Origin of the sequence: Ralstonia sp. 22086 (genome assembly GCF_052045975.1) — a bacterium.
GTDB classification, from domain to species: Bacteria; Pseudomonadota; Gammaproteobacteria; order Burkholderiales; family Burkholderiaceae; genus Ralstonia; species Ralstonia wenshanensis.
The window spans coordinates 669,320-694,276 of record NZ_JBQEPZ010000001.1; the positions used below are offsets into that span (position 1 = coordinate 669,320).

At 63.3% G+C, this 24,957-nt stretch carries 22 protein-coding genes; 11 read left to right on the plus strand and 11 right to left on the minus strand.

Annotated elements, in window-relative coordinates; all coding sequences use genetic code 11:
• Nucleotides 1–11 precede the first annotated feature (11 nt).
• The 6 genes from ACTJK6_RS03135 (at nucleotide 12) to metC (ending at nucleotide 5,765) form a co-directional block, all read left to right on the plus strand.
• Complete coding sequence (locus tag ACTJK6_RS03135; RefSeq protein ID WP_440476675.1) at nucleotides 12–704, plus strand: amino acid ABC transporter permease; 693 nt, start codon at nucleotides 12–14, stop codon at nucleotides 702–704.
• 4 nt (nucleotides 705–708) lie between these two features.
• Complete coding sequence (locus ACTJK6_RS03140; protein WP_260802606.1) at nucleotides 709–1,401, plus strand: amino acid ABC transporter permease; 693 nt, start codon at nucleotides 709–711, stop codon at nucleotides 1,399–1,401.
• Between the two features lie 29 nt (nucleotides 1,402–1,430).
• Nucleotides 1,431–2,186 (plus strand): amino acid ABC transporter ATP-binding protein, encoded by a 756-nt coding sequence (locus tag ACTJK6_RS03145; protein ID WP_440838330.1) that lies wholly within the window; start codon nucleotides 1,431–1,433, stop codon nucleotides 2,184–2,186.
• 78 nt (nucleotides 2,187–2,264) lie between these two features.
• Nucleotides 2,265–2,858, plus strand: a complete 594-nt coding sequence (locus ACTJK6_RS03150) for a hypothetical protein (protein WP_440838331.1) — start codon at nucleotides 2,265–2,267, stop codon at nucleotides 2,856–2,858.
• A 91-nt stretch (nucleotides 2,859–2,949) separates the two neighbouring features.
• Complete coding sequence (locus ACTJK6_RS03155) at nucleotides 2,950–4,539, plus strand: rhodanese-like domain-containing protein (RefSeq protein WP_260802609.1); 1,590 nt, start codon at nucleotides 2,950–2,952, stop codon at nucleotides 4,537–4,539.
• 26 nt (nucleotides 4,540–4,565) lie between these two features.
• Complete coding sequence (gene metC / locus ACTJK6_RS03160; RefSeq protein ID WP_440838332.1) at nucleotides 4,566–5,765, plus strand: cystathionine beta-lyase; 1,200 nt, start codon at nucleotides 4,566–4,568, stop codon at nucleotides 5,763–5,765.
• 72 nt (nucleotides 5,766–5,837) lie between these two features.
• On the opposite strand, the gene typA is transcribed toward metC, so the two are convergent.
• Nucleotides 5,838–7,658 carry a translational GTPase TypA gene (gene typA, locus ACTJK6_RS03165; protein ID WP_004626434.1) on the minus strand — a complete coding sequence of 607 codons (1,821 nt, stop codon included), beginning with the start codon at nucleotides 7,656–7,658 and terminating at the stop codon, nucleotides 5,838–5,840.
• A gap of 250 nt (nucleotides 7,659–7,908) precedes the next feature.
• On the opposite strand from typA, the gene ACTJK6_RS03170 reads away from it, so the two are divergent.
• The 4 genes from ACTJK6_RS03170 (at nucleotide 7,909) to ACTJK6_RS03185 (ending at nucleotide 12,942) form a co-directional block, all read left to right on the plus strand.
• Nucleotides 7,909–8,427: a MarR family winged helix-turn-helix transcriptional regulator gene (locus tag ACTJK6_RS03170; RefSeq protein WP_232042559.1), complete on the plus strand. Its 519-nt coding sequence runs from the start codon at nucleotides 7,909–7,911 to the stop codon at nucleotides 8,425–8,427.
• Nucleotides 8,428–8,501: 74 nt separating this feature from the next.
• On the plus strand, nucleotides 8,502–10,031 hold the full coding sequence (locus ACTJK6_RS03175; protein ID WP_440838333.1) for an AdeC/AdeK/OprM family multidrug efflux complex outer membrane factor: 1,530 nt from the start codon (nucleotides 8,502–8,504) through the stop codon (nucleotides 10,029–10,031).
• Nucleotides 10,032–10,092: 61 nt separating this feature from the next.
• Nucleotides 10,093–11,382 (plus strand): HlyD family secretion protein, encoded by a 1,290-nt coding sequence (locus tag ACTJK6_RS03180; protein WP_440838334.1) that lies wholly within the window; start codon nucleotides 10,093–10,095, stop codon nucleotides 11,380–11,382.
• A 3-nt stretch (nucleotides 11,383–11,385) separates the two neighbouring features.
• The gene (locus ACTJK6_RS03185) at nucleotides 11,386–12,942 is read left to right on the plus strand and encodes a DHA2 family efflux MFS transporter permease subunit (protein WP_440838335.1); all 1,557 of its coding nucleotides are present in this window, start codon (nucleotides 11,386–11,388) and stop codon (nucleotides 12,940–12,942) included.
• A 64-nt stretch (nucleotides 12,943–13,006) separates the two neighbouring features.
• On the opposite strand, the gene truB is transcribed toward ACTJK6_RS03185, so the two are convergent.
• The 8 genes from truB to ACTJK6_RS03225 all read right to left on the minus strand — a co-directional run bounded on the left by truB (nucleotide 13,007) and on the right by ACTJK6_RS03225 (nucleotide 23,538).
• The gene (gene truB, locus ACTJK6_RS03190; RefSeq protein ID WP_440838336.1) at nucleotides 13,007–13,963 is read right to left on the minus strand and encodes a tRNA pseudouridine(55) synthase TruB; all 957 of its coding nucleotides are present in this window, start codon (nucleotides 13,961–13,963) and stop codon (nucleotides 13,007–13,009) included.
• A gap of 2 nt (nucleotides 13,964–13,965) precedes the next feature.
• On the minus strand, nucleotides 13,966–14,337 hold the full coding sequence (rbfA, locus tag ACTJK6_RS03195) for a 30S ribosome-binding factor RbfA (RefSeq protein ID WP_440838337.1): 372 nt from the start codon (nucleotides 14,335–14,337) through the stop codon (nucleotides 13,966–13,968).
• Nucleotides 14,338–14,464: 127 nt separating this feature from the next.
• On the minus strand, nucleotides 14,465–17,359 hold the full coding sequence (infB, locus tag ACTJK6_RS03200; RefSeq protein ID WP_260802616.1) for a translation initiation factor IF-2: 2,895 nt from the start codon (nucleotides 17,357–17,359) through the stop codon (nucleotides 14,465–14,467).
• Nucleotides 17,360–17,421: 62 nt separating this feature from the next.
• A complete protein-coding gene (gene nusA / locus ACTJK6_RS03205; protein ID WP_027677577.1) occupies nucleotides 17,422–18,897 on the minus strand; it encodes a transcription termination factor NusA in 1,476 nt (491 codons plus the stop codon).
• The gene (gene rimP / locus ACTJK6_RS03210; RefSeq protein ID WP_232042552.1) at nucleotides 18,894–19,382 is read right to left on the minus strand and encodes a ribosome maturation factor RimP; all 489 of its coding nucleotides are present in this window, start codon (nucleotides 19,380–19,382) and stop codon (nucleotides 18,894–18,896) included. The genes nusA and rimP overlap by 4 nt, the downstream gene beginning before the upstream one ends.
• A 207-nt stretch (nucleotides 19,383–19,589) precedes the next feature.
• Nucleotides 19,590–21,374 (minus strand): pseudouridine synthase, encoded by a 1,785-nt coding sequence (locus tag ACTJK6_RS03215; RefSeq protein ID WP_440838773.1) that lies wholly within the window; start codon nucleotides 21,372–21,374, stop codon nucleotides 19,590–19,592.
• A gap of 90 nt (nucleotides 21,375–21,464) precedes the next feature.
• Nucleotides 21,465–22,310, minus strand: coding sequence for an SMC-Scp complex subunit ScpB (gene scpB, locus ACTJK6_RS03220; RefSeq protein ID WP_440838338.1), 846 nt, complete (start codon nucleotides 22,308–22,310; stop codon nucleotides 21,465–21,467).
• Nucleotides 22,311–22,794: 484 nt separating this feature from the next.
• The gene (locus ACTJK6_RS03225) at nucleotides 22,795–23,538 is read right to left on the minus strand and encodes a sulfite exporter TauE/SafE family protein (RefSeq protein ID WP_440838339.1); all 744 of its coding nucleotides are present in this window, start codon (nucleotides 23,536–23,538) and stop codon (nucleotides 22,795–22,797) included.
• 177 nt (nucleotides 23,539–23,715) lie between these two features.
• Here ACTJK6_RS03225 and fnr point away from each other — a divergent pair, with 177 nt between their 5' ends.
• The gene (gene fnr / locus ACTJK6_RS03230; protein WP_080633364.1) at nucleotides 23,716–24,444 is read left to right on the plus strand and encodes a fumarate/nitrate reduction transcriptional regulator Fnr; all 729 of its coding nucleotides are present in this window, start codon (nucleotides 23,716–23,718) and stop codon (nucleotides 24,442–24,444) included.
• A gap of 21 nt (nucleotides 24,445–24,465) precedes the next feature.
• Here fnr and ACTJK6_RS03235 read toward each other — a convergent pair whose 3' ends face one another.
• Nucleotides 24,466–24,720, minus strand: coding sequence for a hypothetical protein (locus tag ACTJK6_RS03235; protein WP_004626404.1), 255 nt, complete (start codon nucleotides 24,718–24,720; stop codon nucleotides 24,466–24,468).
• On the minus strand, nucleotides 24,717–24,944 hold the full coding sequence (locus ACTJK6_RS03240; RefSeq protein ID WP_260802621.1) for a FixH family protein: 228 nt from the start codon (nucleotides 24,942–24,944) through the stop codon (nucleotides 24,717–24,719). Before ACTJK6_RS03240 ends, ACTJK6_RS03235 begins: the two co-directional genes overlap by 4 nt.
• Between the last annotated feature and the right edge of the window lie 13 nt (nucleotides 24,945–24,957).

A 24,957-nucleotide genomic window follows, 5' to 3' on the forward strand; every position in this document is an offset into this window, starting at 1 on the left:
GGGCGGCCGACATGTTCGATCTCTCGTTCCTGCTCGAAGACGGCTACCTGCGCCTCTTCCGAGACGGCATCCTGACCACGCTGCGTCTGTTTGTCGTCTCTGGCCTGCTGGCCATCGCCGTCGGGGTGTCGCTGGCAACGCTGCGGGCGCTGCCGGTGCGCGTGTTCAAGGCGTTCGTCATCGTGGTTGTCGAATACCACCGCAACGTGCCGATGCTGGTGCAGATCCTGGTGTGGTATTTCGGCGTGCCGCAGTTGCTGCCGGAGTCGCTCAAAACCTGGATCAACGCCGGCAACACCGAGTTCTTCTTCGCGGCGATTGCCCTGGCGCTGAACTCCGGCGCGTTCATCTCGGAAGACCTGCGCTCGGGCCTGCGTGCGATCCCGCATACGCAGCAGGAGGCGGCGTGGTCGATCGGGCTGACGCATCTGCAGGCGCTGCGTTACGTGATCCTGCCGCAAGGGATTCGCGTGGCGCTGCCCGCGCTGCTTAACCAGGCGCTGCTGTTGTTCAAGAACAGCTCGCTCGCAATGGCCATCGGCGTGCACGAATTGCTTTACCGCACGCGGCAGATCGACAACCTGACCTTCCGCACGTTTGACGTTTTCCTCGTCGCCACGCTGCTGTACCTGCTCGGCACGCTCGCGTTGATGGCACTGTCGGATCACGTTGCTAAGCGTCGTACGGCGCCACTGGGAGTCTGACGCCATGCTTGAAATCCTGCATGACTATCTGGCGTTGTTCCTGGTCGGTTCGTGGCCCAACGGACCGCTCGGCGGCGTGGCGGTGACGCTGGTGCTATCGGTGCTGGGCTTGGTGATGTCGTTCCCGATTGCTGTGCTGATCGGCCTGGCACACGTGAGCCCTTGGCGCTGGCTGCGTCGTGTTGCCGGTGTGTGGTCGCGTCTGGTGCGCGGCATTCCGCTGCTGATGATCATCTTCTGGGCGTACTTTGCGGTGCCGCTGCTGGTGGGCAAGGAGGTGTCGGCGTTCACCACGGCGGTCTGCGCAATCATCGTCTACGAAAGCGCATTCCTCTCGCAGATCGTGCGCGCCGGGCTCGAAGGCCTGCCGCGCGGGCAGATGGAAGCCGCGCGCTCGAATGGCCTGTCATGGCTGCAGAGCATGCGCTACGTGCAACTGCCGCAAGCGCTGACCAACATGCTGCCGTCGATCGTCAACCAGTTCGTGTCGATTATCAAGGCAACGTCGCTGGCCTATGTGATTGGCGTGCCGGAGCTGACGTACTCGGCCGCGCAGGTCAACACCATCACGCTGACCAAGCCACTGGAGACCTTTCTCGTGCTGGCAGCCTTCTACTTCGCTCTCTGCTTCGCGATCTCACGCTTTGCCGGGCAGCTGGAGCGCCGCATTGCCCGCCATCGCGCTGGGCTTGCCTAGGAACAAACCCTTGCCGGAGACAACGTCCCATGCTGGCATTTGAAAACGTCGACAAGTACTACGACGACTACCACGCGCTCAAAGGCATTAACGCCACCATCGAACGCGGTGAAGTCGTCGTGGTGTGCGGGCCCTCGGGCTCAGGCAAATCCACGCTGATCCGCACGGTCACGCGGCTGGAGGGCATCCACGGCGGATGCATCCGCTTTGAAGGGCGCGATGTCCAGGCACGCGATGTGCGCGTCAACCAATTACGTGCGCGCATCGGCTTCGTGTTCCAGAACTTCAACCTGTTCCAGAACCTGTCGGTGCGGCAGAACCTGATTCTCGGGCCGACCAAGGTGCTCGGTCTGTCGCGCGACGAAGCGACGGCGCAGGCCGAAGCGCTGCTTGCCAAGGTCGGCCTTGCCCACAAGATCGACGCGATGCCCGCGAACCTCTCGGGCGGCCAGCAGCAGCGCGTGGCCATTGCGCGGGCGCTGGCGATGAAGCCGCCGCTGATGCTGTTCGACGAGCCAACCAGCGCGCTCGACCCCGAGATGGTGCAAGAGGTGCTGCACGTGATGCGCGAGCTGGCAGACGACGGCCTCACGATGATGATCGTCACCCACGAGATGGGCTTCGCGCGCGATGTGTCCAGCCGTGTCTGGTTCATGGACCAGGGCGAGTTGCTGGAGGACTCGCAGCCTGACCAGTTCTTCAGCCGACCGAAGCACGCACGTGCGCAGCGCTTTCTGCAAGACGTCTTGCGCCCTGCCCCGCGCATTGCCGAACTCGTCGCCTGACACCGACAACGACAACGACAACGACAACAACGCCACGCAATACAACAAGGCGCCCCAATACCTCAGGAGAATCCATCCATGTCTACATCTCTTCCTCAGCAACGCCAAGCGGCGGTAAACGATGCGATTGCCGCCATGAAAGCCGCACTCGCGACCGAAGGTGAAACGCGCCCCGCACTAGCGGACGTGCTCGAACAGGTCAAAGGCCTCGCCGCGCGCACGGAGTTTTGGCAAGAAACCGACTTCCCTCCCCCCGGCGACGGTGAGCTGCAAGCCCGCTACCTGATCCACGAAGATGCTGACCAGACCTACGCGCTGTACCTGAACGTCATGCGCCCGGGCAAGAAGATCATGCCGCACAACCACACCACGTGGGCCTGCATCGCCGCCGTGGACGGCACGGAATACAACTACGTCTACCGCCGCACCGACGACCGCGCCTCGCCCGGCGTCGGGACGCTGGAAATGACCGACACGGTCGTCGTCGAACCCGGTACCGGCATCGCGCTGGCCGCCGAAGACATCCACGCCGTCGAGATCAAGGGCGAGGCACCCATCCGCCATCTGCACATGTACGGACGCGCGCTCGAAACGCTGACCGAGCGCATCACGTTCGACCTGGCGACCGGCCGCTACCAGACCATGGGCATCGGCGTGAAGACGCGCCGCTAACCGGCCAGCTGCAACCCGAATCGCGTTGCCTGCAATCCGCGCCGCGTGCGCGGAGGGGCGCGCTCACCCTTTTGATTCGTTTCGCATCGATATGACATCGTTCGTTACCGCCCAGACCCTGAAAGCGTGGCTGCACGACGGCGCCGAAATCGCACTGTTCGACGTGCGCGAGCACGGCCAGTACGGCGAAGCCCACCTCTTCTACGCCATCCCGCTGCCGTACAGCCGTCTTGAGATCGATGTCTCGCGCCTCGCGCCACGCCGCGCGGTGCGGATGGTCGTCTATGACGACAACGATGGCGTTGCCGACCGCGCGGCCAAACGCCTGAGCGCCATCGGCTACACCAACGTGCACGTGCTGCAAGGCGGCGCACAAGGCTGGACGCACGCAGGCTTCACGCTGTTTGCCGGCGTCAACGTGCCATCCAAAACTTTCGGTGAACTCGTCGAGATGGCGTACCACACGCCACGCGTCACGGCGCGTGAACTTGCGGCCATGCGCGAACGCGGCGACAACGTCGTCATCGTCGACGGTCGCCCCGTCAGTGAATATCTGAAGATGACGATCCCATCATCGATCTGCTGCCCGAACGGCGAACTGGGGCTGCGCATCCGCGAGCTTGTACCCGATGCGACCACGCCGATCGTCGTCAACTGCGCGGGCCGCACACGCAGCATCATCGGTGCGCAGACGCTGATCAACCTGGGCATCCCGAACCCGGTGATGGCGCTTGAAAACGGAACGCAAGGCTGGTACCTCGAAGACCTTCCGCTGGAGCACGGCAGCACGCGCCGTTATCCCGATGTCGTTGCGCCCGCTACCGTGAAAGACATGCGCGAGGCCAGCCAGCAACTCGCCACACGCTTTGCCGTGCCCGAGGTGGATGCGGCAACGCTCGCACGCTGGGTTGCACAAGGCGAACACAGCCTCTTCCTGTGCGATGTCCGCACCCCCGAGGAATTCGCCAGCGGCAGCCTGCCGGGAGCGCAGCATGCGCCGGGGGGGCAGTTGATCCAGGCAACCGATCAGTACGTCGGCGTGCGTCATGCCCGCCTGGTGCTCTTCGACGCCGACGGTGTGCGGGCGCCAATCGTTGCCAGCTGGCTGCGGCAACTCGGCCACGATGCCTATGTGCTGCGCGACGGGTTGAACAGCAATGCGAGCCTGCCGGTGCCCACAACCGCGTTGCCGCAACCGTTACCCGAGATCAGCCCGCAAGCGCTCTCCACCGCGCTCGCGGCCGGCACCGCACAAGTGATCGACCTGCGCCCCAGCATGAGCTTCCGCCACGCCCACGTGCCTGGCGCCACATGGGCCATACGTCCGCGCTTGCCGACCCTGGTGGCTGATTGCGATACCGTGCTGGTTGCCGACGATCCGCGCATCGCAGCACTCGCGGCGGCAGATTGGGGCATGGGCGCACCGCAGGCCGCATCACACCTGAAACAGCTTGCCGGAGGCGTCGCCGCGTGGACCGCTGCCGGCTACGCCACCGAAGCTTCCGAGAACGTCCCGCCCGACGCCGATTGCATCGACTATCTCTTCTTCGTGCATGATCGGCATGACGGCAACAAGGCTGCGGCAAGGCAATACCTGGCCTGGGAAACCGGCCTGCTCGCCCTGCTCGACGCGCAGGAGCTTGGCGCCTTTCGCGTGGGCGCTGGTTCCGCGCAGTCATGACGCTCAACCATCAAGGCCCACGCACCATGTCATCGCAGAAAACCGATCCACGACAGGCGACCCGGCTCGCGACTCGCCTCGTTAAGGGCGGCACCTCACCCACCTTTGAAGGCGGCCGAGCAGTCAACCCGCCCGTCGTGCGCGCCTCCACCGTGCTGTTCGATTCGATGGACGAGATGAACGACGCGCGCCGCCGTCGCGGCACCGAACGCATGTTCACCTACGGTGCGCGCGGCAACCCGACGGGCTTTGCGCTGGAAGACGTTGTCGCGCAACTCGAAGGCGGTCATCGTACGCGGCTCTTCCCAACCGGCCTGGCCGCCATTTCGATGATCTTCCTGGCCTTCGCCCGCCCAGGGGATCACGTATTGATTGCCGATTGCGTCTACCAGCCGCTGCGCCATTTCGTCGATACGTTTCTGCGCCCCTGGGGCGTGGAGGTGACGTACTTCCGCGCCGACGGCACTGATGTCGCACAGCAACTCAGGCCGACCACCAAGATCGTCTACGTGGAATGCCCGGGCTCGCTCGTCTACGAAATGTGCGACCTGCCTGCGCTGGCCGAGATCGCGCATCGCCATGGGGCGCTTGTCGTCGCCGACAACACATGGGGCTCGGGTATGCAATACCGCCCGCTCACACTGGGCGCCGACGTATCGATCATGGCAGCAACCAAGTACCTAAGCGGCCACTCCGACGTGATGATGGGCACGGTGACCACCACACAAGCGTGCTGGCAAACGCTCGCCACGATGTGCGACGCGCAAGGCGTGGCCGTCAGCCCCGACGACGCCTATCTCGTGCTGCGCGGCACCCGCACGCTGGCCGCGCGCCTCGCCATGCATGAACGTAACGCGCTGGAGATTGCGCACTGGCTTGTGTCGCGCCCGGAAGTGGCACGTGTCTTTTGCCCCGCGCTTCCCGAAGACCGCGGCCACGCATTGTGGCAACGCGACTGCAGCGGCACCAACGGACTACTCTCGTTCGAATTCGCCCAAGCAGATGCGCAAACCGCCGGGCGCTTCGTCGATGCCCTCATGCTGTTCGGCATCGGCGCCTCGTGGGGCGGGTTCGAGAGTCTTGCGACGGTCAGCAATGTAGCGGGCACACGCACCTGCACGGATTGGTCCAGAGCGGGCCCGATCGTGCGCCTGCATATCGGACTGGAAGACCCGCAAGACTTGATCGAGGATCTGGCACAAGCCTTTGTGCGCATCGAGGCATAACGCCACCGGGATCGCCAGACGAAAAAAACGCCCCGAAATCTCGGGGCGCTTTTCTGGCAGATCGACTGGCGATCAGACTGCTTCTTCACGCGAGGCGCGCTTGCGCTCATGTTCCTTCAGGTGACGCTTGCGCAGGCGGATGCTCTTCGGCGTGACTTCCACCAGTTCGTCGTCGGCGATGAATTCGACCGCGTATTCCAGCGACATCTGGATCGGCGGCACCAGGCGAACGGCTTCATCGGTGCCCGACGCACGCACGTTGGTCAGCTGCTTGCCCTTGATCGGGTTGACGACCAAGTCGTTGTCGCGGCTATGGATCCCGATGATCATGCCTTCGTACAGCGCATCGCCAGGCGACACGAACATGCGGCCGCGATCCTGCAGTTTCCACAGCGCGTAGGCCACGGCGGCGCCGTCGTCCTGCGATATCAGCACGCCGTTGTGGCGCTCGCCCAGGTCGCCTTCCTTGACCGGCGAGTAATCGTCGAAGATGTGGCTGATCAGGCCGGTGCCGCGCGTCAGCGTCAGGAATTCACCTTGGAAGCCGATCAGGCCACGGGCCGGAATGCGGTATTCCAGACGCGTACGGCCCTTGCCGTCCGACGCCATGTCGAGCAGTTCGCCCTTACGGCGGCCCAGCTCTTCCATCACGCCGCCCTGGTGGCCGTCTTCCACGTCCACGGTCAGGCGCTCGAACGGCTCGCACTTCACGCCGTCGATTTCCTTGAACACCACGCGCGGGCGCGACACGGCCAGCTCGTAGCCTTCACGGCGCATGTTTTCCACCAGAATCGTCAGATGCAATTCGCCACGGCCCGACACTTCGAAGATCGTGTCGTCGCCGGTGTCCTTCACGCGCAGGGCCACGTTGGACTTCAGCTCGCGGTCCAGACGATCGCGCAGTTGGCGGCTCGTCACGAACTTGCCTTCGCGGCCAGCCAGGGGCGAGGTGTTGACGCAGAAGTTCATCGTCAGCGTCGGCTCGTCCACCTTCAGCATCGGCAGCGCTTCCTGAGCGTCCGGGGCGCACACGGTGCAGCCGATGCCCAGTTCTTCAATACCGTTGATCAGCACGATGTCGCCGGCTTCGGCTTCCTGCACCAGCTCGCGCTCCAGGCCGCGGAACTTCAGCACCTGGTTGATACGGCCCTTGATCGGGTTGCCTTCCGGGCCGAACTTGACCACCACGTCCTGCAGCGGACGCACGCGGCCACGCGTGATGCGGCCCACGCCGATCTTGCCGACGTAGCTGGAATAGTCCAGCGAGATGATCTGCAGCTGGAACGGGCCGTTCGGGTCGTCGTTACGCTGCGGCACCTTGTCGAGAATGGTCTCGAACAGCGGCTTCATGTCGCCTTCGCGCACGTCGTCAGTCAGGCCGGCGTAACCGTTCAGGCCCGAGGCGTACACGACCGGGAAGTCGAGCTGGTCGTCGTTGGCGCCCAGCTTGTCGAACAAATCGAAGGTCTGGTTGATCACCCACTCCGGACGCGCGCCCGGACGGTCCACCTTGTTGATCACGACGATCGGCTTCAGGCCCAGGGCCAGCGCCTTGCGCGTCACAAAACGCGTTTGCGGCATCGGGCCTTCCACGGCATCGACCAGCAGCAGCACGCCATCGACCATCGACAGCACACGCTCCACTTCACCGCCGAAGTCGGCGTGCCCCGGCGTGTCGACGATGTTGATGTGCGTGCCGTTGTATTCGACCGCGCAGTTTTTGGCCAGGATCGTGATGCCACGTTCTTTTTCGATGTCGTTCGAATCCATCACGCGCTCGGCGATCTGCTCGTTCTCGCGGAACGTGCCGGCTTGGCGAAGGAGCTGGTCGACCAGCGTGGTTTTGCCGTGGTCAACGTGGGCAATGATGGCGATGTTGCGAAGCGCGCGCATGGGATGTGAACTCGAAAAGACGTGACACGAGCCCGGGACAGTACCCAAATTCAGCTCGCGGAATAACCTGACATTCTAGCATGCTGCGATGCGCAAGACATGACACTCCTTGACGAATCGATGAAGGAGCACAGATTGCGTGCGCACTAGATCACCAATTATTTCTAAAAGTGGAATCGCGCATTCAGTACCTTGCTGTTTGCTGCGCCGATTCGTATATTTGTCCGGACAATGATTGTGCATACATAAGATGTCCGAACAAACAAGACCCGCCACCGAAATTGCTGCCGGAACCCTCTTCCGGGTGGAGGACTACCGCATGTGCGAAAGCGTGGGCTACCTCGTGGGGCGCGCCAAGACGGCGCTGTCCATGGCCATCGAGCAGGAGGTTGCCGCGATGGATGTGACGCACTCGCAGGCCAGCTGCCTGGTGCTGCTCGCCAACGGCCGATGCCAAACCGCTACCGATCTCGGCCGCGAGCTGAATACCGACATCGGCTCACTCACGCGCATGCTCAGCCGCATGGAAAAGCGTGGCCTGATCGAGCGCGTGCGCAGCGAGTCCGACCGCCGTGTCGTGCATCTGGAGGTGACCCAGGCCGGCCGCGACTTGGCCGACCGCATGCCGGCCATCTATACGCACGTGCTGAACCGTTTCTTTGCTGGCTTCACGCCGGGCGACGTCGATACGCTGCGCGGACTTCTCAAGCGCATTCTCGACAACGGCGCCGCAACGGAGGCGCATCGCGTGCGCCCCGCCGGTCACTGACGCCGCTTTGCCCGAATTGCACACGCAGCACCGGACGCTTCCCGCCCCCTTGATCGCTTGACCCATCAAACAACATGAACGCCTTGAACTCCGCCCCTCAGGCACTTTCGCCCCTAAGCCGCGCCGGCAGTACGCGCGCGCAATGGCCGGCACGCCTGGGTGTGGCGCTTTCCGCCGTGACGCTGGCCGTGCTGGCCGGTTGCGCGAACCTCGGCAATTCGCACAGCACACAGACTCTGACCACGCCGAGCCAGTTGGCGAGCACGCAATCGTTGCCCTCGCAAGGCGGCCAGTGGCCGTCGCAGAACTGGGTCGATCAGTTCAACGATCCGCAACTGCGCGCACTGGTAGATGAGGCCATCAAGGACAACCCGAACCTGCAAGTCGCCTTTGCCCGCGTGCGCGCGTCGCGTGCGATGGCCGATGTGGTGCGCGGCAACCTGTATCCGAGCGTGGGGCTCGATGCCGACATGACGCGCCAGCGCCTGTCGGAATACGACATGTTTGAAGGCACGCCGCTGGCTGGCCGGTGGTTCACGGAATCGAAGATCCAGCTGGGCGTGAGTTACGACCTGGATTTCTGGGGCAAGAATCGCTCCGCGCTGGAAGCTGCGCTGTCCGATGACAAATCGATGGAAGCGGAAAGCCAGGCTTCGCGTCTGATGCTGTCGACCACGGTGGCACGCACCTACGCCAAGCTCGCGGCGCTCTACGCGCAGCGCGACGTGGCCGAACGTGCGATCGTGCAGCGCAAGGATCTGACCAACCTTGCAGGCCAACGCGTGCGTGCGGGTCTTGATACGCAAGTTGAAACCACGCAGGCCCGCGCCAATGTGGCCGCTGCACAAACGGAACTTGAACAAGTCGACGAGCAGATCGCGCTGGCACGCAACCAGTTGGCCGCGCTGCTGGGCAAGGGCCCCGACCGCGGACTCGCAATCACACGCCCGACGCTGCTCGCGCAAACCACGCCCAAGCTGCCGAACAACCTGACCATCGACCTGATCGGCCGTCGCCCGGATCTCGTGGCTGCGCGCTGGCGCGTAGAAGCCGCGTCGAAGGATATCGACGTCGCCAAGGCGCAGTTCCTGCCGGATATCAGCCTGACTGCATTCCTGGGGCTGGCCTCGATTGCGCCGGAAAACCTGCTGCTTGGCGCATCGCGTCAGCTCGGTATCGGCCCGGCGCTCAAGCTGCCGATCTTCCAGGGCGGCAAGCTGCGCGCCAACCTGCGCGGCAAGTACGCCAACTATGACGCCGCTGTCGCGAGCTACAACCAGACGCTCACCGAAGCCCTGCACGACACCGCTGACCAGATCACCACGCTGCACAGCATTGACTCGCAGATCACCATCCAGCGCACCGCCTTGAGCGAAGCTGAGCGCGCCTACAGCCTCGCCCGCACCCGCTACAGCGCCGGCCTTGGCACACAACTGGTTGTGCTGAACGCCGAGACGACCGTGCTGCAGCAACGCAAGCTCGCGACCGATCTGCAGGCACGCCGGCTCGACGCGCAGATGGCCCTCATCAAGGCCCTCGGCGGTGGCTATACAACAGAAGACCTGCCGGGCGCCAAGCCCGAGGCCACCGCCTCGCATGGCTGAGCTGTACTGAATTGAACTGAACTGAACCGACCGTTCCACCGCATTCTTTCGAGCCAACATCATGAGTGACAACAAGCCCCAAGCCGCACCGTCCGCTGCCCCCGCACCCTCAGCCCCCGCGGCAACGCCCGCCGGCAACGGCAATGCCAACGGAAAGCGCAAGCGCATGCTGACCACGCTGGCCGCCGCACTGGTGGTTGCCGGCGTCGGCTACGGCCTCTACTGGGGCCTGTACGGCCGCTGGTTCGAGTCGACCGACGATGCATACGTGCAAGGCAACGTGGTCCAGGTGACGCCGCAGGTGGCGGGCACCGTGGTCGCCATTCGCGCCGATGACACGCAGCTCGTCACCTCAGGCCAGCCTCTGATCGAACTGGACCGTGCCGATGCACGCGTCGCTCTGGAGCAGGCCGAAGCGGCGCTCGCGCAGACGGTGCGCCAAGTGCGCACGCTGTATTCGAACACCAGCGCGTTCACCGCCACGTTGGCCATGCGCGAAAGCGATCTCGCCAAAGCGAAGGACGACCTGGCACGGCGCAAGCAGATCGCCGGCACGGGTGCCGTGTCGCAAGAAGAAATCTCGCACGCACAAACCGCTGTTCAGGCTGCGCAATCCGCACTGGAAGCCGCCAAGGAACAGTTGCAAGGCAACCGTGTGCTGACCGAGCAGACCACGCTGGAGCGTCACCCGAACGTATTGCAGGCTGCTGCCAAGGTGCGTGAGGCTTACCTGGCCTATGCGCGTACGAGCCTGCCGGCTTCGGTGACGGGCTATGTGGCCAAGCGTTCGGTGCAGGTCGGCCAGCGCGTCGCTCCGGGCACGCCGCTGATGGCCATCGTGCCGCTGGACCAGCTCTGGGTGGACGCCAACTTCAAGGAAGTCCAGGTGCGCCATATGCGCGTGGGCCAGCCGGTTGAACTGGTGGCCGACGTATATGGCAGCAGCGTGACGTATCACGGCAAGGTGGTCGGTTTCTCGGCGGGCACGGGCTCGGCGTTCTCGCTGCTGCCGGCACAGAACGCCACGGGCAACTGGATCAAGGTGGTGCAACGCCTGCCGGTACGCGTGTCGCTCGACCCGAAGGACCTGAAGGACCACCCGCTGCGCGTGGGCCTGTCGATGGAAGCCAAGGTCGACATCCACGATGAAGGCGGCCAAAGCCTGGCCACCGCCCCGACAGCCTCGCCGCTGCAAACGACGGTGTACGACCAGGCCGGAAAAGACGCCGATCAGGTCATTGCCAGCATCATCACGGCCAACGCCGGCCGCGGCGGCGCTTCGGCACCGGCCGCCACCAACGTGCCGGCTGCAACGGCTCCGCGCACTTCGCAACCCGCACCCAAGGTCTGACGCATGGCAACCGCCGCGCCCAAGCCGCTACAGCCACTGACCGGCGCCAAACTGGCGATCGGTACGGTCGCGCTGTCGCTGGCCACCTTCATGAACGTGCTGGATTCGTCCATCGCCAACGTGTCGATCCCGGCAATTTCGGGCGACCTGGGCGTGGCCCCAAACCAGGGCACGTGGGTCATCACCTCGTTTGCGGTAGCCAACGCCATCTCGGTGCCGCTCACGGGGTGGCTGACGCAGCGTTTCGGGCAGGTGCGCCTGTTCGTCACGTCCATTCTGCTGTTCGTGCTGTCGTCGTGGGCGTGCGGGCTGGCGCCCAATATGGGCATGCTGATCGCGGCCCGGATCATCCAGGGCGCTGTCGCAGGTCCGATGATTCCACTGTCGCAATCGCTGCTGCTGTCGACATATCCGCCCGCCAAAAGCTCAATGGCGTTGGCCCTATGGGGCATGACAACGCTGGTCGCGCCAATCATGGGGCCGATCTTCGGCGGCTGGATCTCTGACAACATGAGCTGGCCGTGGATTTTCTACATCAATATCCCGGTGGGCGTCCTCGCAGCGTACGCGACATGGGTCATCTACAAGGATCGTGAATCGCCGACACGCGCACTCCCGATCGACAAGATCGGCCTGGCGCTATTGATCCTGTGGGTGGGCTCGCTTCAGTTGATGCTCGATCGCGGCAAGGAACTCGACTGGTTCAACTCGACCGAGGTCGTGGTGCTGACGGTCATTGCAATCGTGGGCTTCGCGTTCTTCCTGGTGTGGGAGCTGACCGAAGATCACCCCGTCGTGGACCTGACGCTGTTCAAGGGCCGCAACTTCAGCGCCGGGGTCGTGGCCATCTCGGTGGCATACGGGTTGTTCTTCGGCAACCTCGTGATCCTGCCGCTGTGGCTGCAGACCATCGTCGGCTACACCGCCACGGATGCGGGCCTGATCATGGCGCCAGTGGGCATCTTCGCCATCATCCTCTCGCCCGTCATCGGCAAGAACCTGCCCAAGATGGACGCACGCTGGGTCGCGACCACGGCGTTCATGACCTTCGCACTTGTGTTCTGGATGCGCTCGCACTTTACCGTGCAGGTGGATACGTGGACGCTGATGATTCCGACGCTGATCCAGGGCGCCGCCATGGCAATGTTCTTCATCCCGCTCACGTCGATCATCCTGTCGGGCCTGTCGCCCGAGCGGATTCCGGCAGCATCGGGTTTATCGAACTTCGTGCGGATCATGTTCGGTGGCATCGGAGCATCGATCTCGACTACGGTGTGGGACAACCGCTCTGCCCTGCACCACGCGCAACTGGTTGAACACGTGAATCCGTACAACCCGGCCTATGCGTCGTCGATCAACCAGTACACGCAGCTTGGCATGCCCAACCTGCAGGCCAATGGCGTGATCGAACGCGTGATCTCGCAGCAAGCCGCAATGTTGGGCGCCAACGATATCTTCTGGATTTCGGCGGTGCTGTTTATCGTGCTGATCGTCTTCATCTGGCTGACCAAGCCGGCGAAGTCGGCGGCGGGTGCAGAAGCGGCAGCCGGCGCGCACTGATCCAAGATCGCGCAAACAAGAAAGCCACGCGTAGCTGCGTGGCTTTTTGTTGCCGTCGATCGGCTTAAAGATGCACGAGCCGTTCCGGCCGCAGCACACCGCCTTGCCAAGCCGCCACACCGAGCAGCGACGCTGTGGCATCCGCTGCAATCGGGTCACGCACGCCGTACACACGCACCTGATCTGCATTCGGTAACGCCAATCGCAACGGCAAGCGCTGACCATGCAGGAAGCGGCGGCTCTCTTCCGCATCCAACTCCACACGCGGCAGGGTCTGCAACAGCGCATCGACTGGTGCCAGCAATGCGGCGCGCGCATCGTCAGGGGCTGCGTCCAGCGATTCGAGCGTCACGGCGCCGTCCAGTGTCAGATTGCCGACCTGCGTGCGACGCAGCGCAACCAGATGCCCGCCGCAGCCCAGCGCTTCGCCAATGTCTTCGCCCAACGTGCGGATGTACGTTCCCTTGCTGCATGACACGCGCAACGTGATCGTCGGCGTTGCCGACTCCAGATCCGTCGCCAGCACATCGATCGCGTGGATCGTTACTCGACGTGCAGCACGTTCCACGGTCTGACCCGCGCGCGCGTACTCGTACAACGGCTTGCCGTCCTTCTTCAGCGCCGAGTGCATCGGCGGCACCTGGTCGATCTCGCCGACAAAGCGCGCGATGGCTACTTGCAGTTGCTCCGGCGTGACCGACACCGGACGCTCGCTCAGCACCTCGCCTTCCGCATCTGCGGTACTCGTCTTGATGCCAAGCCGCACGACGGTCTCATACGTCTTATCCGCATCGAGCAAATCCTGTGAAAACTTGGTCGCCTCGCCAAAACACAGCGGTAGCAGGCCGGTAGCCAGCGGATCGAGCGTGCCGGTATGCCCCGCCTTCTTAGCCCACAGCAGGCGCTTGGCGCGGATCAGCGCATCGTTGCTCGACCAGCCGATCGGCTTGTCCAGCAGCAGCACACCGTGCACATCACGGCGCGGCGGCTTCTGCGACCTGGGCGCATGTTGCTCAGCCATCTTCAGTCGTCTTTGGCGCGCGTGGCGTTGGCCTCATCGATCAATCGCGACATCTCGATACCACGCTCGACCGAACCGTCGAAGTGGAAATGCAGTGTCGGCACCGTGTGGATGTGCAGGCGCTTGAACAATAGCGAATGTAGGTAGCCAGCTTTGTCGTTCAGGATGGCGCCGGCGACTTCCGGCTCGGCGCCCAGCACCGTGAAGTAGATCTTGGCGTGCGCGTAGTCAGGCGTGAGCGTCACGGATTGCAGCGTCACCAGGCCCATCGCCGGGTTCTTGATTTCGCGCTGGATCAATTCGGCCAGATCACGCTGGATCTGATCGGCGATGCGCACGTTGCGGCCAGCGGCCGATCCCGATTTCTTCGGCATAGTGTGTTCCTCACATGGGCGCCGCCGGCACGCGCCAGCCCGGCCCAAAAGACAAAACGGTGGCGCGGGACGCGCCCGGGCCACCGTCGCAAAGTCGAGCCGGACACCGCAGCGTCCGGCCAACGTATTACAGCGTACGCGCCACCTCGGTGATCTCGTAGACCTCGAGTTGATCGCCTTCCTGAACGTCGTTGAAGTTCTTGATCGACAGGCCGCACTCGAAGCCTTGCTTCACTTCCTTCACATCGTCCTTGAAGCGCTTGAGCGAATCGAGTTCGCCCGAGAAAATGACCACGTTCGCACGCAGCACCCGCACCAGCGAATTGCGCTTGACGAAGCCGTCCAGCACCATACAGCCAGCCACTGCACCCACCTTCGGTACGTGGAAGACCTGGCGCACCTCGACAAGGCCCGTCGTCTCTTCGCGCTTTTCCGGCGAAAGCATGCCCGACATCGCCGCCTTCACCTCATCCACAGCGTCATAGATGATGTTGTAGTAGCGGATGTCGATGCCGTGGTTCTCCGCCAGCTTTCGCGCACCGGCATCGGCCCGCGTGTTGAAGCCGATGATGACGGCCTTCGACGCGGTTGCCAGGTTGACGTCCGACTCAGTGATGCCGCCCACAGCAGCGTGCACGATCTGCACACGCACTTCGCCGGTCGACAGCTTCTTGAGCGAATGCACCAGCGCTTCCTGCGAGCCCTGAACGTCTGCCTTGATGATCAGCGGCAGCGACTTCACGTCGCCTTCGCTCATCTGCTCCAGCATGTTCTCCAGCTTGGCAGCCTGTTGGCGCGCCAGCTTCACGTCGCGGAACTTGCCTTGGCGGAACAGCGCGATTTCGCGCGCCTTGCGCTCGTCCGGCAGTACCAGCACTTCTTCACCGGCGCCCGGCACTTCCGACAGACCCTGAATTTCCACCGGGATCGACGGACCAGCCTCCTTGGCCGACTTGCCGTTTTCGTCCAGCATGGCACGCACGCGGCCATAGGCCGTGCCTGCGAGCACCACGTCGCCGCGCTTGAGCGTACCGCTCTGCACGAGCACCGTAGCGATCGGGCCCTTGCCCTTGTCCAACTGCGCTTCCACCACCAGACCCTTGGCCGGCGCATTGACCGGCGCCTTCAGTTCCAGCACTTCAGCCTGCAGCAGCACGTTTTCCAGCAGGCTGTCGATACCTTCGCCAGTCTTGGCGGATACCGGCACGAATGGCACATCGCCGCCGTACTCTTCCGGAATCACGCTCTCCGCCACCAGCTCCTGCTTGACCCGGTCGGGGTTGGCTTCGGGCTTGTCGACCTTGGTGATCGCCACCACGATGGGCACCTCGGCCGCCTTCGCGTGGGCGATGGCTTCCTTCGTCTGCGGCATGACGCCGTCGTCGGCAGCCACGACCAGAATCACGATGTCGGTTGCCTTGGCACCACGTGCACGCATGGCCGTGAAGGCCTCGTGACCCGGGGTGTCGAGGAAGGTGATGACGCCGCGATCGGTTTCAACGTGATACGCACCGATGTGCTGCGTGATGCCGCCGGCTTCGCCTGCCGCAACCTTGGCACGACGAATGTAGTCCAGCAGCGAGGTCTTGCCGTGATCGACGTGACCCATGACGGTCACGACAGGCGGACGGGTTTCGGCCTCGGCGTTCGTCGGCTCTTCCACGCCGCCAATCAGCAGCGCTTCCGGATCGTCCAGCTTGGCTGCGACCGCCTGGTGGCCCATCTCTTCGACCACGATCATCGCGGTCTCCTGGTCCAGCACCTGGTTGATCGTCACCATCTGGCCGAGCTTCATCATCTGCTTGATGACTTCGGCAGCCTTGACCGACATCTTGTGCGCCAGATCGGCCACAGAGATGGTTTCCGGCACGTGCACTTCACGCACGACCGGCTCGGTCGGTGCCTGGAAGGCATTGCGGTTGTCGTCGCCATGGCGGTTGCGGCCACCCTTGGAGCCTGAGCGCCAGCCGTCGGCACCGCCACCGGTGTCGCCGCGTGTCTTCAAGCCGCCACGCTTCCCACCACGGTTGTCGTCTTGCCAACCCGCCTTGCCACGACCGCCCTTCTTGTCACCCGTAGGCGAGCCCGGTGCAGCAGCGGCAGGTGCGGGGGCAGCCGGCTTCTTGGCAGCCGCAGCCGGGCGTGCTTCGCCAGCCGGCTTGACCGGCTTGTGCAGCGTGCCCGATTGCTCGGCCTTCTTGACCTCTTCAGCCTTACGCTCAGCGGGCGTCTTCAGCACGCGAGCCGGAGCGCTCATCATCTCGCGGATGGCTCGGGCTTCGGCTTCAGCAGCTTCGCGACGCTTGCGAGCGGCATCTTCCTCGGCCTTGATCTTGTCGGCAGCAACGCGCGCTTCGTCAGCAGCCTTCTGGGCCGCTTCGCGCTCGGTTGCCAGACGTGCGGCGTCTTCCTCGGCCTTGCGGCGCGGGGCTTCGTCCGACGCTTCAGCGGCAGCGCGGGCAGCCACGGCTTCCTCTTCCGCCTTCTTGGCAGCGAGTTCAGCCTGACGCTTCTGCTCGGCTTCGGCGGCTTCCTGACGGGCGCGACGCTCAGCCTCCTCGCGCTCCATCGCTTCCTGGCGTGCCTTCAGCTCGGCTTCCTGGCGAGCCAGCAATTCGGCCTGGCGGCGCTGTTCTTCCTCGCGACGCGCGACTTCCTCGGCATCGACCACCGGTGCGGCCTCTGCAGCCTCCGATTCGGCCTGTGCCGCGTTCGGCTCATCACGCTTGACCAGCACGCGCTTCTTCTTGACTTCCACTTGCACGGTACGCGTCTTGCCGGTGGCATCCGCCTGGCGGATTTCGCTGGTTTCGCGTTTGGTGATCGTGATCTTCTTGCGCGCGCCATCCTCGGCGCTGCCGTGTGCTCGCTTGAGATAGTCGAGCAGACGGGTCTTGTCCGATTCGGTGATGACGTCTTCCGGCGTCGCCTTTTGCACGCCCGCGGCCTGCAATTGTTCCAGCAGCGCAGATGCGCTACGGTTCAATTCGCCAGCGAGTTGGGCAACTGTTGTGCTTGCCATTCAAACCCTTTCGATGCTTGGTTTCAGTGAGGATTGCGATAAACGATCAACGCTTATGCGACTCACGAAAACCAGTGTTCACGCGCCTTCATGATCAGCGCCTTGGCTTGTTCTTCGTCGACGCCGGTCATCTCGACCAATTCGTCCACGGCCAGCTCGGCCAAGTCGTCACGCGTCTGGATGTTCCCCTCGGCCAGCTTGCCGATCAGCTCCGGGGTCAGCCCCTCGAGGTCGCGCAGGTCTTGCGACACCTTCTCGACCTTTTCTTCCTTCGCCAACTCCATCGTCAGCAACACGTCGCGAGCGCGGTTGCGCAGCTCGTTGACGGTGTCTTCGTCGAACGCTTCGATTTCCAGCATTTCCTGCAGCGGCACGTAGGCCACTTCCTCGAGCGAGCTGAAGCCCTCTTCGATCAGGATGTCGGCAACCTCTTCGTCCACGTCCAGCTTCGCCATGAACAACTGGCGAACGACGGAGCTTTCTTCTGCCTGCTTTTGCGCAGACTCTGCCGGCGTCATGATGTTGATCTGCCAGCCGGTCAATTCCGACGCCAAGCGAACGTTCTGGCCGCTACGGCCGATGGCAACGGCGAGGTTTTCCTCGTCGACCACCACGTCCATGCTGTGCTTTTCCTCGTCCACGACGATGGACTGCACCTGCGCCGGCGCCAGCGCACCAATCACAAACTGCGCCGGGTCTTCCGACCACAGCACGATGTCCACGGCCTCGCCGCCAACTTCGTTACGCACAGCCGTCACACGGGTGCCGCGCACGCCGACACAGGTGCCAATCGGATCGATACGCTTGTCGTGTGCAACAACCGCGATTTTCGCACGCACGCCAGGATCGCGCGCGGCTGCCTTGATCTCCAGCAGGCCCTGTTCCATTTCCGGCACTTCGTTTTCGAAGAGCTTGATCAGGAACTCAGGGCAAGTGCGCGAAAGCTCGATCTGCGGGCCGCGTGCGGTGCGGTCGACATTCAGGATGTACGCCCGGACGCGGTCGCCCGTACGCAGATTTTCCTTCGGGATCATCTGGTCGCGGGCCAGCAGCGCCTCGACGCGACCGGTTTCAACGATCAGGCCCTTCTTGTCGGCACGCTTGATCGTACCGGTCATGACCTTCTCGCCACGATCCAGATAATCATTCAGGATCTGCTCGCGCTCGGCATCGCGGATGCGCTGCAGGATCACCTGCTTTGCAGCCTGCGCGCCAATGCGACCGAACTCGACCGACTCGATCTGCTCTTCGACGAAGTCGTCTACATCGAGGTCAGGATTCTGCTCCTTGGCTTCGAACAGCAGGATCTGCTTGTCCGGTTCCTGCAGGCCTGCATCGTCGGGAACGACGAGCCAGCGACGGAAGGTTTCGTGTTCGCCCGACTCACGGTCGATCGCCACGCGCACATCCACGTCTTCTTCAAAGCGCTTCTTGGTCGCGGAAGCCAATGCGGCCTCCAGCGCCCCGAACACCACATCCTTGTCGACGTTTTTTTCGCGCGCAAGCGCATCGACGAGCAACAGAACTTCGCGGCTCATTGCTTGTTCCCTTTGTTTCGATTTCCTTTGAAGTCCAGCACGGGCACCAGCCGGGCGCGGTCGAGTTCCGACAGCGTAAATTCCAGCAGCGCGGGGCCTTCCTTGCCCTCAAACTCAAGGCCGATTCTTTCTTGGCCTGGTTCGCCCGTCGGGGCCTGAATGATTCCCGTGAAATTCTTTTGCCCGCCAACCGGCAAGCGCAGCGTCACCTTGGCCTCAAGGCCGGCGAAGCGCGTGAAGTCGGCCAGCGTGCGCAGCGGGCGATCCAGCCCCGGCGACGACACTTCCAGCCGTTCATAGTTGACGTTTTCAACTTCGAACACGCGCGTGAGCTGATGGCTCACTTTTTCGCAATCTTCAATGACGATGCCGTTCTCTGCCTGATCGATATACACGCGCAGCAGCCCGGCGGGCGCGCGCTCCACTTCCACCAGCTCGTAACCCATGGCGGTGAGGGTTTTCTCAATCAGATCAGTCAGATGCACGTTTTTCCTGAAGAATTTCCCGGTATGGCCAACCTGCGGAAGCAAAAAAAAATGGGCGCAACGCCCATATCATTCGCCCATCTTCTACAGGATGACTTTTGATTAGACTCATATTGTAATACGCTTCCAGGCAAAACGCAAAAATTGCCCTGAAGCCGCCACAAAAGGGGGCGTTGCGACGGCTGCCGCACACAACGCCCGCATTTTTTAGCGCTTACCGCCGCGTTTTCCACCACCGCGCGGCGCCTTGTTGCCGTTAGGCATGCCGCCGCCGCTCTTTCCAGGGCGCTTGCCGCCGGGCGAACGATTCCCATCACGCATCCCACCGCCACCGGCCGCGCCGCCGCGGACATTCGTGCGCTCGCCCATACGGGTGCGCGCTGTCAGCGTGGTCGGACCGCCCACATTGATGTAGCCCATGGACGTTTGCATCGGATCGGGCTGACGCGGGTTGGACGGACGGCGCTGCGCGGGCTGCGCGCGATTACCGTTCTCAACACCCATACCGCGCGACTGGAAGTTTGCTTCACCGGCAAAGCCAGACGACATCGGCCCCATCAGCACCGGCGCAGGCCCACGGCGACGATTGCCCTGGCGGTCTTGCCCACCGCCAGAACTGGCCGTCGGCACCTTCATGCCCAGCGTGCCCATCAGCGTACGCACATCCTCGGCCGACACTTCCTGCCAGCGCCCGCGCTTGAGGCCACGCGGGAGGACGAAGCTGCCATAGCGCGTACGGATCAGGCGCGACACGGTCAGGTTGACCGCTTCGAACATGCGCCGGACTTCGCGGTTCCGGCCTTCGGTCAGAGCAACGTGATACCAGTGGTTGACACCTTCGCCGCCGCCATCGACGCAGCGCAGGAAGTTGGCTTCGCCGTCCTGGAGTGGGATGCCGTGCAACAGCTTTTGGCGATCGGTCTCAGCCAGCTCTCCAAGCGTACGCACCGCATATTCACGCTCAACGCCATAGCGCGGGTGCATGAACCGGTTGGCGATGTCACCGGAAGTCGTGAAAATCAGCAGGCCTTCGGTGTTGAAGTCTAGGCGACCCACAGCGACCCACTTGCCGGTCTTCATGCGCGGCAATGCATCGAACACGGTCGGACGGCCTTCCGGATCGGACTGGCTGACAATCTCACCGGCCGGCTTGTGATACAGGAGCACGCGCGGCGGCTTGTTGGGAAGCTTGCGCTGGATCAGCTTGCCATTCACGCGCACCTGGTCGGTGGCGAGAATGCGCTGGCCGATATGAGCCGGCAGACCATTCACTGAAACGCGACCCTGCAGGATCAGGTCTTCCATGTCGCGGCGCGAGCCAAGTCCGGCATCAGCCAGGATCTTGTGCAGCTTGGGCGCGTCATCGTCGGATGTCAGTTCGCGCGTCTTGGGAGACTGCGAGGCGCCGCCGGCGTCAACCTCCGAGTCGTACGCGCCTGAAATCACGTATTGGAAGACGTCTTCGGAGCCCTTGCCACCCTTCAGCCCCTTGCCCCCGCGATTCTGGGTCGGGCCGCCGGCCTTGCCTTGCGGTTTGCCGTTGCGGCTCTGCTGCTTGCCACGACCGCCGGCATTCTTGCCCCCTGCACCTTCCGTACGCTCGCTGCGCTCAGCGCGCTCCGCCGGCTGGCCTTCGCCTTGACGGCGACGGTTCTTGCCAAAACGGCCGCGCGGACCACGTCGCTCGCCCTGGCTGTCTGCTGGCGCCTGGTCGGCCGATGCAGCACTTTCTGCGGCAACGACCGTCGGCTCAGCCGCCGCCTCTTTCGGCTTCCGCACCCGTGGCGCGCGGCTCTTGCGCGGCAGCGCAGGCTGGCCAGCGTCCGCGCCACCCACCTCAGCGGCTTCACCCTCAGGGCGGCCGTCCTGCTGCTGGCGGCGCGAAGCCACGAGGTTGCGCAAGCCGCGGCGCAGTCCCTTGCGACGAGGCGCGGCCTCAGTCCCATCACCGCCGTCTTGTCGCGGCGGCTGAGCGTCGGCGTCGGCCGGCATACGTGTATCCATGGAATCTGGCTGGGTGCTCACAACGTCTTTCAAATCTAAGGGTTCAGACCATGCGCCGACTGCGCGGCTGCCATGGCATTACGAATGTTCATTGGCCGGAGCCGCAGGCGGCTCGACCGGTGTTTTGTACTCATCTTCGGATGGAAACTCGGTCGCACTCAGCGCTTGCGACTCGGTTTCCAGCACTGGCTCGTCACCCGCCGCAATCTCAGCAGGCGGCACCGGCGCTTCAACGATGACCTCAACGGAAGCCTCGGCAACCGGCGACCCAGCCGATTCCTGCACCGAAACCTCGCCGCTCTCAGCGCCTTCCGGCGCGTCGTTGACGAGCGCAGTCAGCTCTTCCACAGCAATTGCACCGCCCTCAAATTCGATGGCGCCCTGCTCCAGCAAGCTCGCCTGCGCCTGGGCGCGGGCATCTTCAAGCGGCGGCAGTTCGTCCAGCGAGCGCAATCCAAGGTCGTCGAGAAACTGCTTGGTCGTCGCATACAGCGCGGGGCGGCCCGGCACGTCGCGATGACCGATAACCTCGATCCAGCCACGGTCTTCAATCTGCTTGATGACCTGGGTGTTGACCGTCACGCCGCGAATGTCTTCGATATCACCGCGAGTGACCGGCTGGCGATAAGCGATGATCGCCAGCGTTTCCATCACAGCGCGCGAGTACTTGGGCGGCTTTTCCGGGTGCAGGCGATCGAGGTACACGCGCATTTCCGGGCGACTCTGCAAGCGCCAGCCGGAGGCCAGCGCGACCAGTTCGACACCTCGATTCAACCAATCCTGGCGCAGCTCTTCGAGCAGCACACGGATGGTGTCTGCGGACACGTCTTCGTCGAAGAGCTTGCGCAAGTCATTGACTCGCAACGGGTCCTGCGCGCAGATCAGCGCGGTTTCGAGGACGATCTTCGCCTCTTGGGTATTCATCGGGTTGAGCGGCTCGTCATTGCTCGCGCGCGGCCAGTCGCCGTCACGCTTGAGGTTTGTCGTCCCACCGCGAAGCACGCGGCATTTCTGAATGCTGTTGCCCGCCCGGGCCCGGCGCGCGAAGACCAATTAATTCAATTGGACCCTGCACCGAAACGCAGTGGCTATGCCCGCAAAGTAGGGCCGGAGGAGCGAGTTGATCCGGTGCCGGTCAGGCACCACAAGGGCAATTTCTTCCGCCGCCATGGGGACGGATACTGCACCGGACGACTACCAAGAAGAACGGCAGCCCGCCCGAATCGACTGTCCAGGGGACTCTACCGCTGGATGGCATCGCTTGGCGCCGCGCTTAGGATTGTTGATTTGCGCGGGTGGCGAATCGAATTGTGGTTGATTGTAGGGCAATTTCCAGCAGCGCCGCAACCGGGAAGATGTCCCAGCCTCCCATCATGGGACGATTGGCAATTTTCGGCTGCCTGAACGCCTACAGCACCAGACAGAATCCGTGTGCGTTAAGCATCTCTGGCAACCAGATTGCGTGAGCCAGCCCCCAGACCCCGAACCCGGCGATGGCGATGCCGGCCGCGCCCCGCGCCCATCGCTGGCGCGACAGCCCGCGCAGCCACCCAGCCAGACCAGACATCATCATCAGGTTGGGCAACGTACCGGCACCAAAGGCGAGCATGACCACGGCGCCGGAAGCGGCGTTGCCTGCCAACAACGCCACAGCCAATGCGCCGTAGACCATGCCACACGGCACCAGCCCCCAGGCCATACCCGTGAGATAGCGGCGCAGCAGCGGCGGCTGACGCTGCAGCCTACCGCCCAGCGTGGCAGCCCCTCGAGACAGGCCACCTGCCACGCGGCCAAGCAAGCGCTCAAGCCACACACTCCGCCACGCATCTCCAGCGGAACGCACAAGCAGTAAAACCCCATAGGCGACCAGCAATGCGCTAGCGAAAGCAAACAAGCCGCGTTGAATCGGCAGCCATTGCTGGCGCCAGACGGTCGCGCCCATCGCACCCATGATTGCGCCCAGCAACGCATAGGTGGACAGCCGGCCGGCATGCATGACGACCTGTTCAAACCAGAGCCGGCGACGGGACACGATCCGCACCGCCACAGCGCCACGTTCGGCCGCGAGTGCGATACCGCTGCACATCGCCAGACAATGCACACCGCCGAGCAATGCAATCAGGAAAACGCTCAGAAGCGCCGCGGCACTCATCTTTCTGACGCTCTTTTGATATGGACCAAGGTTTTCGTTTTACTGTTGCGAACTAAGCCTAATTGACGCGTTTTGCCCCATCGGAAATGTCCGAGGACAAGAAGGTCGCCGTTATAATAAGCTGGCGCTGTACAACAAGAATTACTCATTTCACTTTCCCGAAATTCGCCCCCGCCCGTGCTCACTCGAATCGCACTTACCGACCAAGCCTCGCGTTGCTCCACCTGTGTACTCGGGCAAATCTGCCTGCCGGTGGGAATGAACTCGGACGACGTGCGCAAGATGGACGATTTGGTCGGCGAGCGCATCCGCATTAAGAAGGGGCAATCGCTCTATTCTTTGGGTGAGCCGCTGGAGGCGGTGTACGGCATTCGTTTCGGCACGCTCAAAACCCATCTGACGCTTGAAGACGGCCGGCATCAGATCACGGGTTTCCACCTGCCGGGTGAAATCGTCGGGCTTGATGGCATTGGCGATATGCGCCACGTGTCGGACGCCACCGCGCTTGAAGATACCGAAGTCTGCGTGGTGCGCTACGACGAGTTGCAGCACCTTTCGCGCCGGCTGCCTTCGCTGCAGCATCAGTTCCTGCGAATCATGAGCAAGGAGATTTCGCAGGATCATCTGATGCTGCTCACGCTGGGCTCCATGCGTGCGGAGGAGCGTCTCGCAGCCTTCCTGCTCAACCTGTCGAAGCGTTCGGCCCAGCGCGGATATTCGTCGACCGAGTTTGTCCTGCGCATGAGCCGCGAAGAACTCGGCAGCTATCTTGGCCTGAAGCTCGAAACGGTCAGCCGCCTGTTCTCGCGCTTTGCCGAAGCAGGTCTCATCCAGATCCGCCAACGCCACGTCAAGCTGATCGACCTGGCCGGCCTGCGCCAGGTCATGAGCGGTCAGGCGGCCTAAGCTGCCGTCCATGGCGCCCGCTCAGACCAGCGGGTGCTCATGCGCTTCCAGCTTGCCAATGCCAGGCGACACATAGAGCGTCAGCGCGCTCGACAATCCGCACAACAACCAGAACACAAAGAACGACACGGTGTAGACCGCCTGGGCCGACACCGTGATCTGTTCGCCGAAAAAGCGCAGGTCGGCGGGGTCTACCACCGCGAAGACCACCAGCTCAGCCAGGGCAGCCGACAGAAATGCCGGCCACAGAATCCACATCAGCAGTCGACGCTTCATCGGGCCTCCGTGTGAATGGCATGCGCCGGTGCGCCAGCCGTCTTTTCGACGACCAAACCGCGCCGTACGACGTTGTCGTGAATGACAGCATCGGGATGCGACATTGCCAGCCAGATGGTCACGCCACAGCCGATCATGGCGACGAACGGCCCTGCCATCAGCAGCCACGGCCAAGGCTCGCGCCACCACGGACGGGCCTGTGCGGAAGATTGCGTTGCGTGCATCGTTGCCTCCTGT

Bases quoted from the DNA above. Each gene is read 5' to 3' on its own strand.
- metC (WP_440838332.1), top strand. From the start codon at position 4,566: ATGTCATCGCAGAAAACCGATCCACGACAGGCGACCCGGCTCGCGACT.
- ACTJK6_RS03185 (WP_440838335.1), top strand. From the start codon at position 11,386: ATGGCAACCGCCGCGCCCAAGCCGCTACAGCCACTGACCGGCGCCAAA.
- infB (WP_260802616.1), bottom strand. From the start codon at position 17,359: ATGGCAAGCACAACAGTTGCCCAACTCGCTGGCGAATTGAACCGTAGC.
- nusA (WP_027677577.1), bottom strand. From the start codon at position 18,897: ATGAGCCGCGAAGTTCTGTTGCTCGTCGATGCGCTTGCGCGCGAAAAA.
- scpB (WP_440838338.1), bottom strand. From the start codon at position 22,310: ATGAATACCCAAGAGGCGAAGATCGTCCTCGAAACCGCGCTGATCTGC.
- ACTJK6_RS03180 (WP_440838334.1), top strand. From the start codon at position 10,093: ATGAGTGACAACAAGCCCCAAGCCGCACCGTCCGCTGCCCCCGCACCC.
- ACTJK6_RS03145 (WP_440838330.1), top strand. From the start codon at position 1,431: ATGCTGGCATTTGAAAACGTCGACAAGTACTACGACGACTACCACGCG.
- truB (WP_440838336.1), bottom strand. From the start codon at position 13,963: ATGGCTGAGCAACATGCGCCCAGGTCGCAGAAGCCGCCGCGCCGTGAT.
- ACTJK6_RS03155 (WP_260802609.1), top strand. From the start codon at position 2,950: ATGACATCGTTCGTTACCGCCCAGACCCTGAAAGCGTGGCTGCACGAC.
- ACTJK6_RS03170 (WP_232042559.1), top strand. From the start codon at position 7,909: ATGTCCGAACAAACAAGACCCGCCACCGAAATTGCTGCCGGAACCCTC.
- ACTJK6_RS03225 (WP_440838339.1), bottom strand. From the start codon at position 23,538: ATGAGTGCCGCGGCGCTTCTGAGCGTTTTCCTGATTGCATTGCTCGGC.
- ACTJK6_RS03175 (WP_440838333.1), top strand. From the start codon at position 8,502: ATGAACGCCTTGAACTCCGCCCCTCAGGCACTTTCGCCCCTAAGCCGC.
- ACTJK6_RS03240 (WP_260802621.1), bottom strand. From the start codon at position 24,944: ATGCACGCAACGCAATCTTCCGCACAGGCCCGTCCGTGGTGGCGCGAG.
- ACTJK6_RS03140 (WP_260802606.1), top strand. From the start codon at position 709: ATGCTTGAAATCCTGCATGACTATCTGGCGTTGTTCCTGGTCGGTTCG.
- typA (WP_004626434.1), bottom strand. From the start codon at position 7,658: ATGCGCGCGCTTCGCAACATCGCCATCATTGCCCACGTTGACCACGGC.
- ACTJK6_RS03215 (WP_440838773.1), bottom strand. From the start codon at position 21,374: ATGCCGGCCGACGCCGACGCTCAGCCGCCGCGACAAGACGGCGGTGAT.
- ACTJK6_RS03135 (WP_440476675.1), top strand. From the start codon at position 12: ATGTTCGATCTCTCGTTCCTGCTCGAAGACGGCTACCTGCGCCTCTTC.
- ACTJK6_RS03150 (WP_440838331.1), top strand. From the start codon at position 2,265: ATGTCTACATCTCTTCCTCAGCAACGCCAAGCGGCGGTAAACGATGCG.
- rbfA (WP_440838337.1), bottom strand. From the start codon at position 14,337: ATGCCGAAGAAATCGGGATCGGCCGCTGGCCGCAACGTGCGCATCGCC.
- ACTJK6_RS03235 (WP_004626404.1), bottom strand. From the start codon at position 24,720: ATGAAGCGTCGACTGCTGATGTGGATTCTGTGGCCGGCATTTCTGTCG.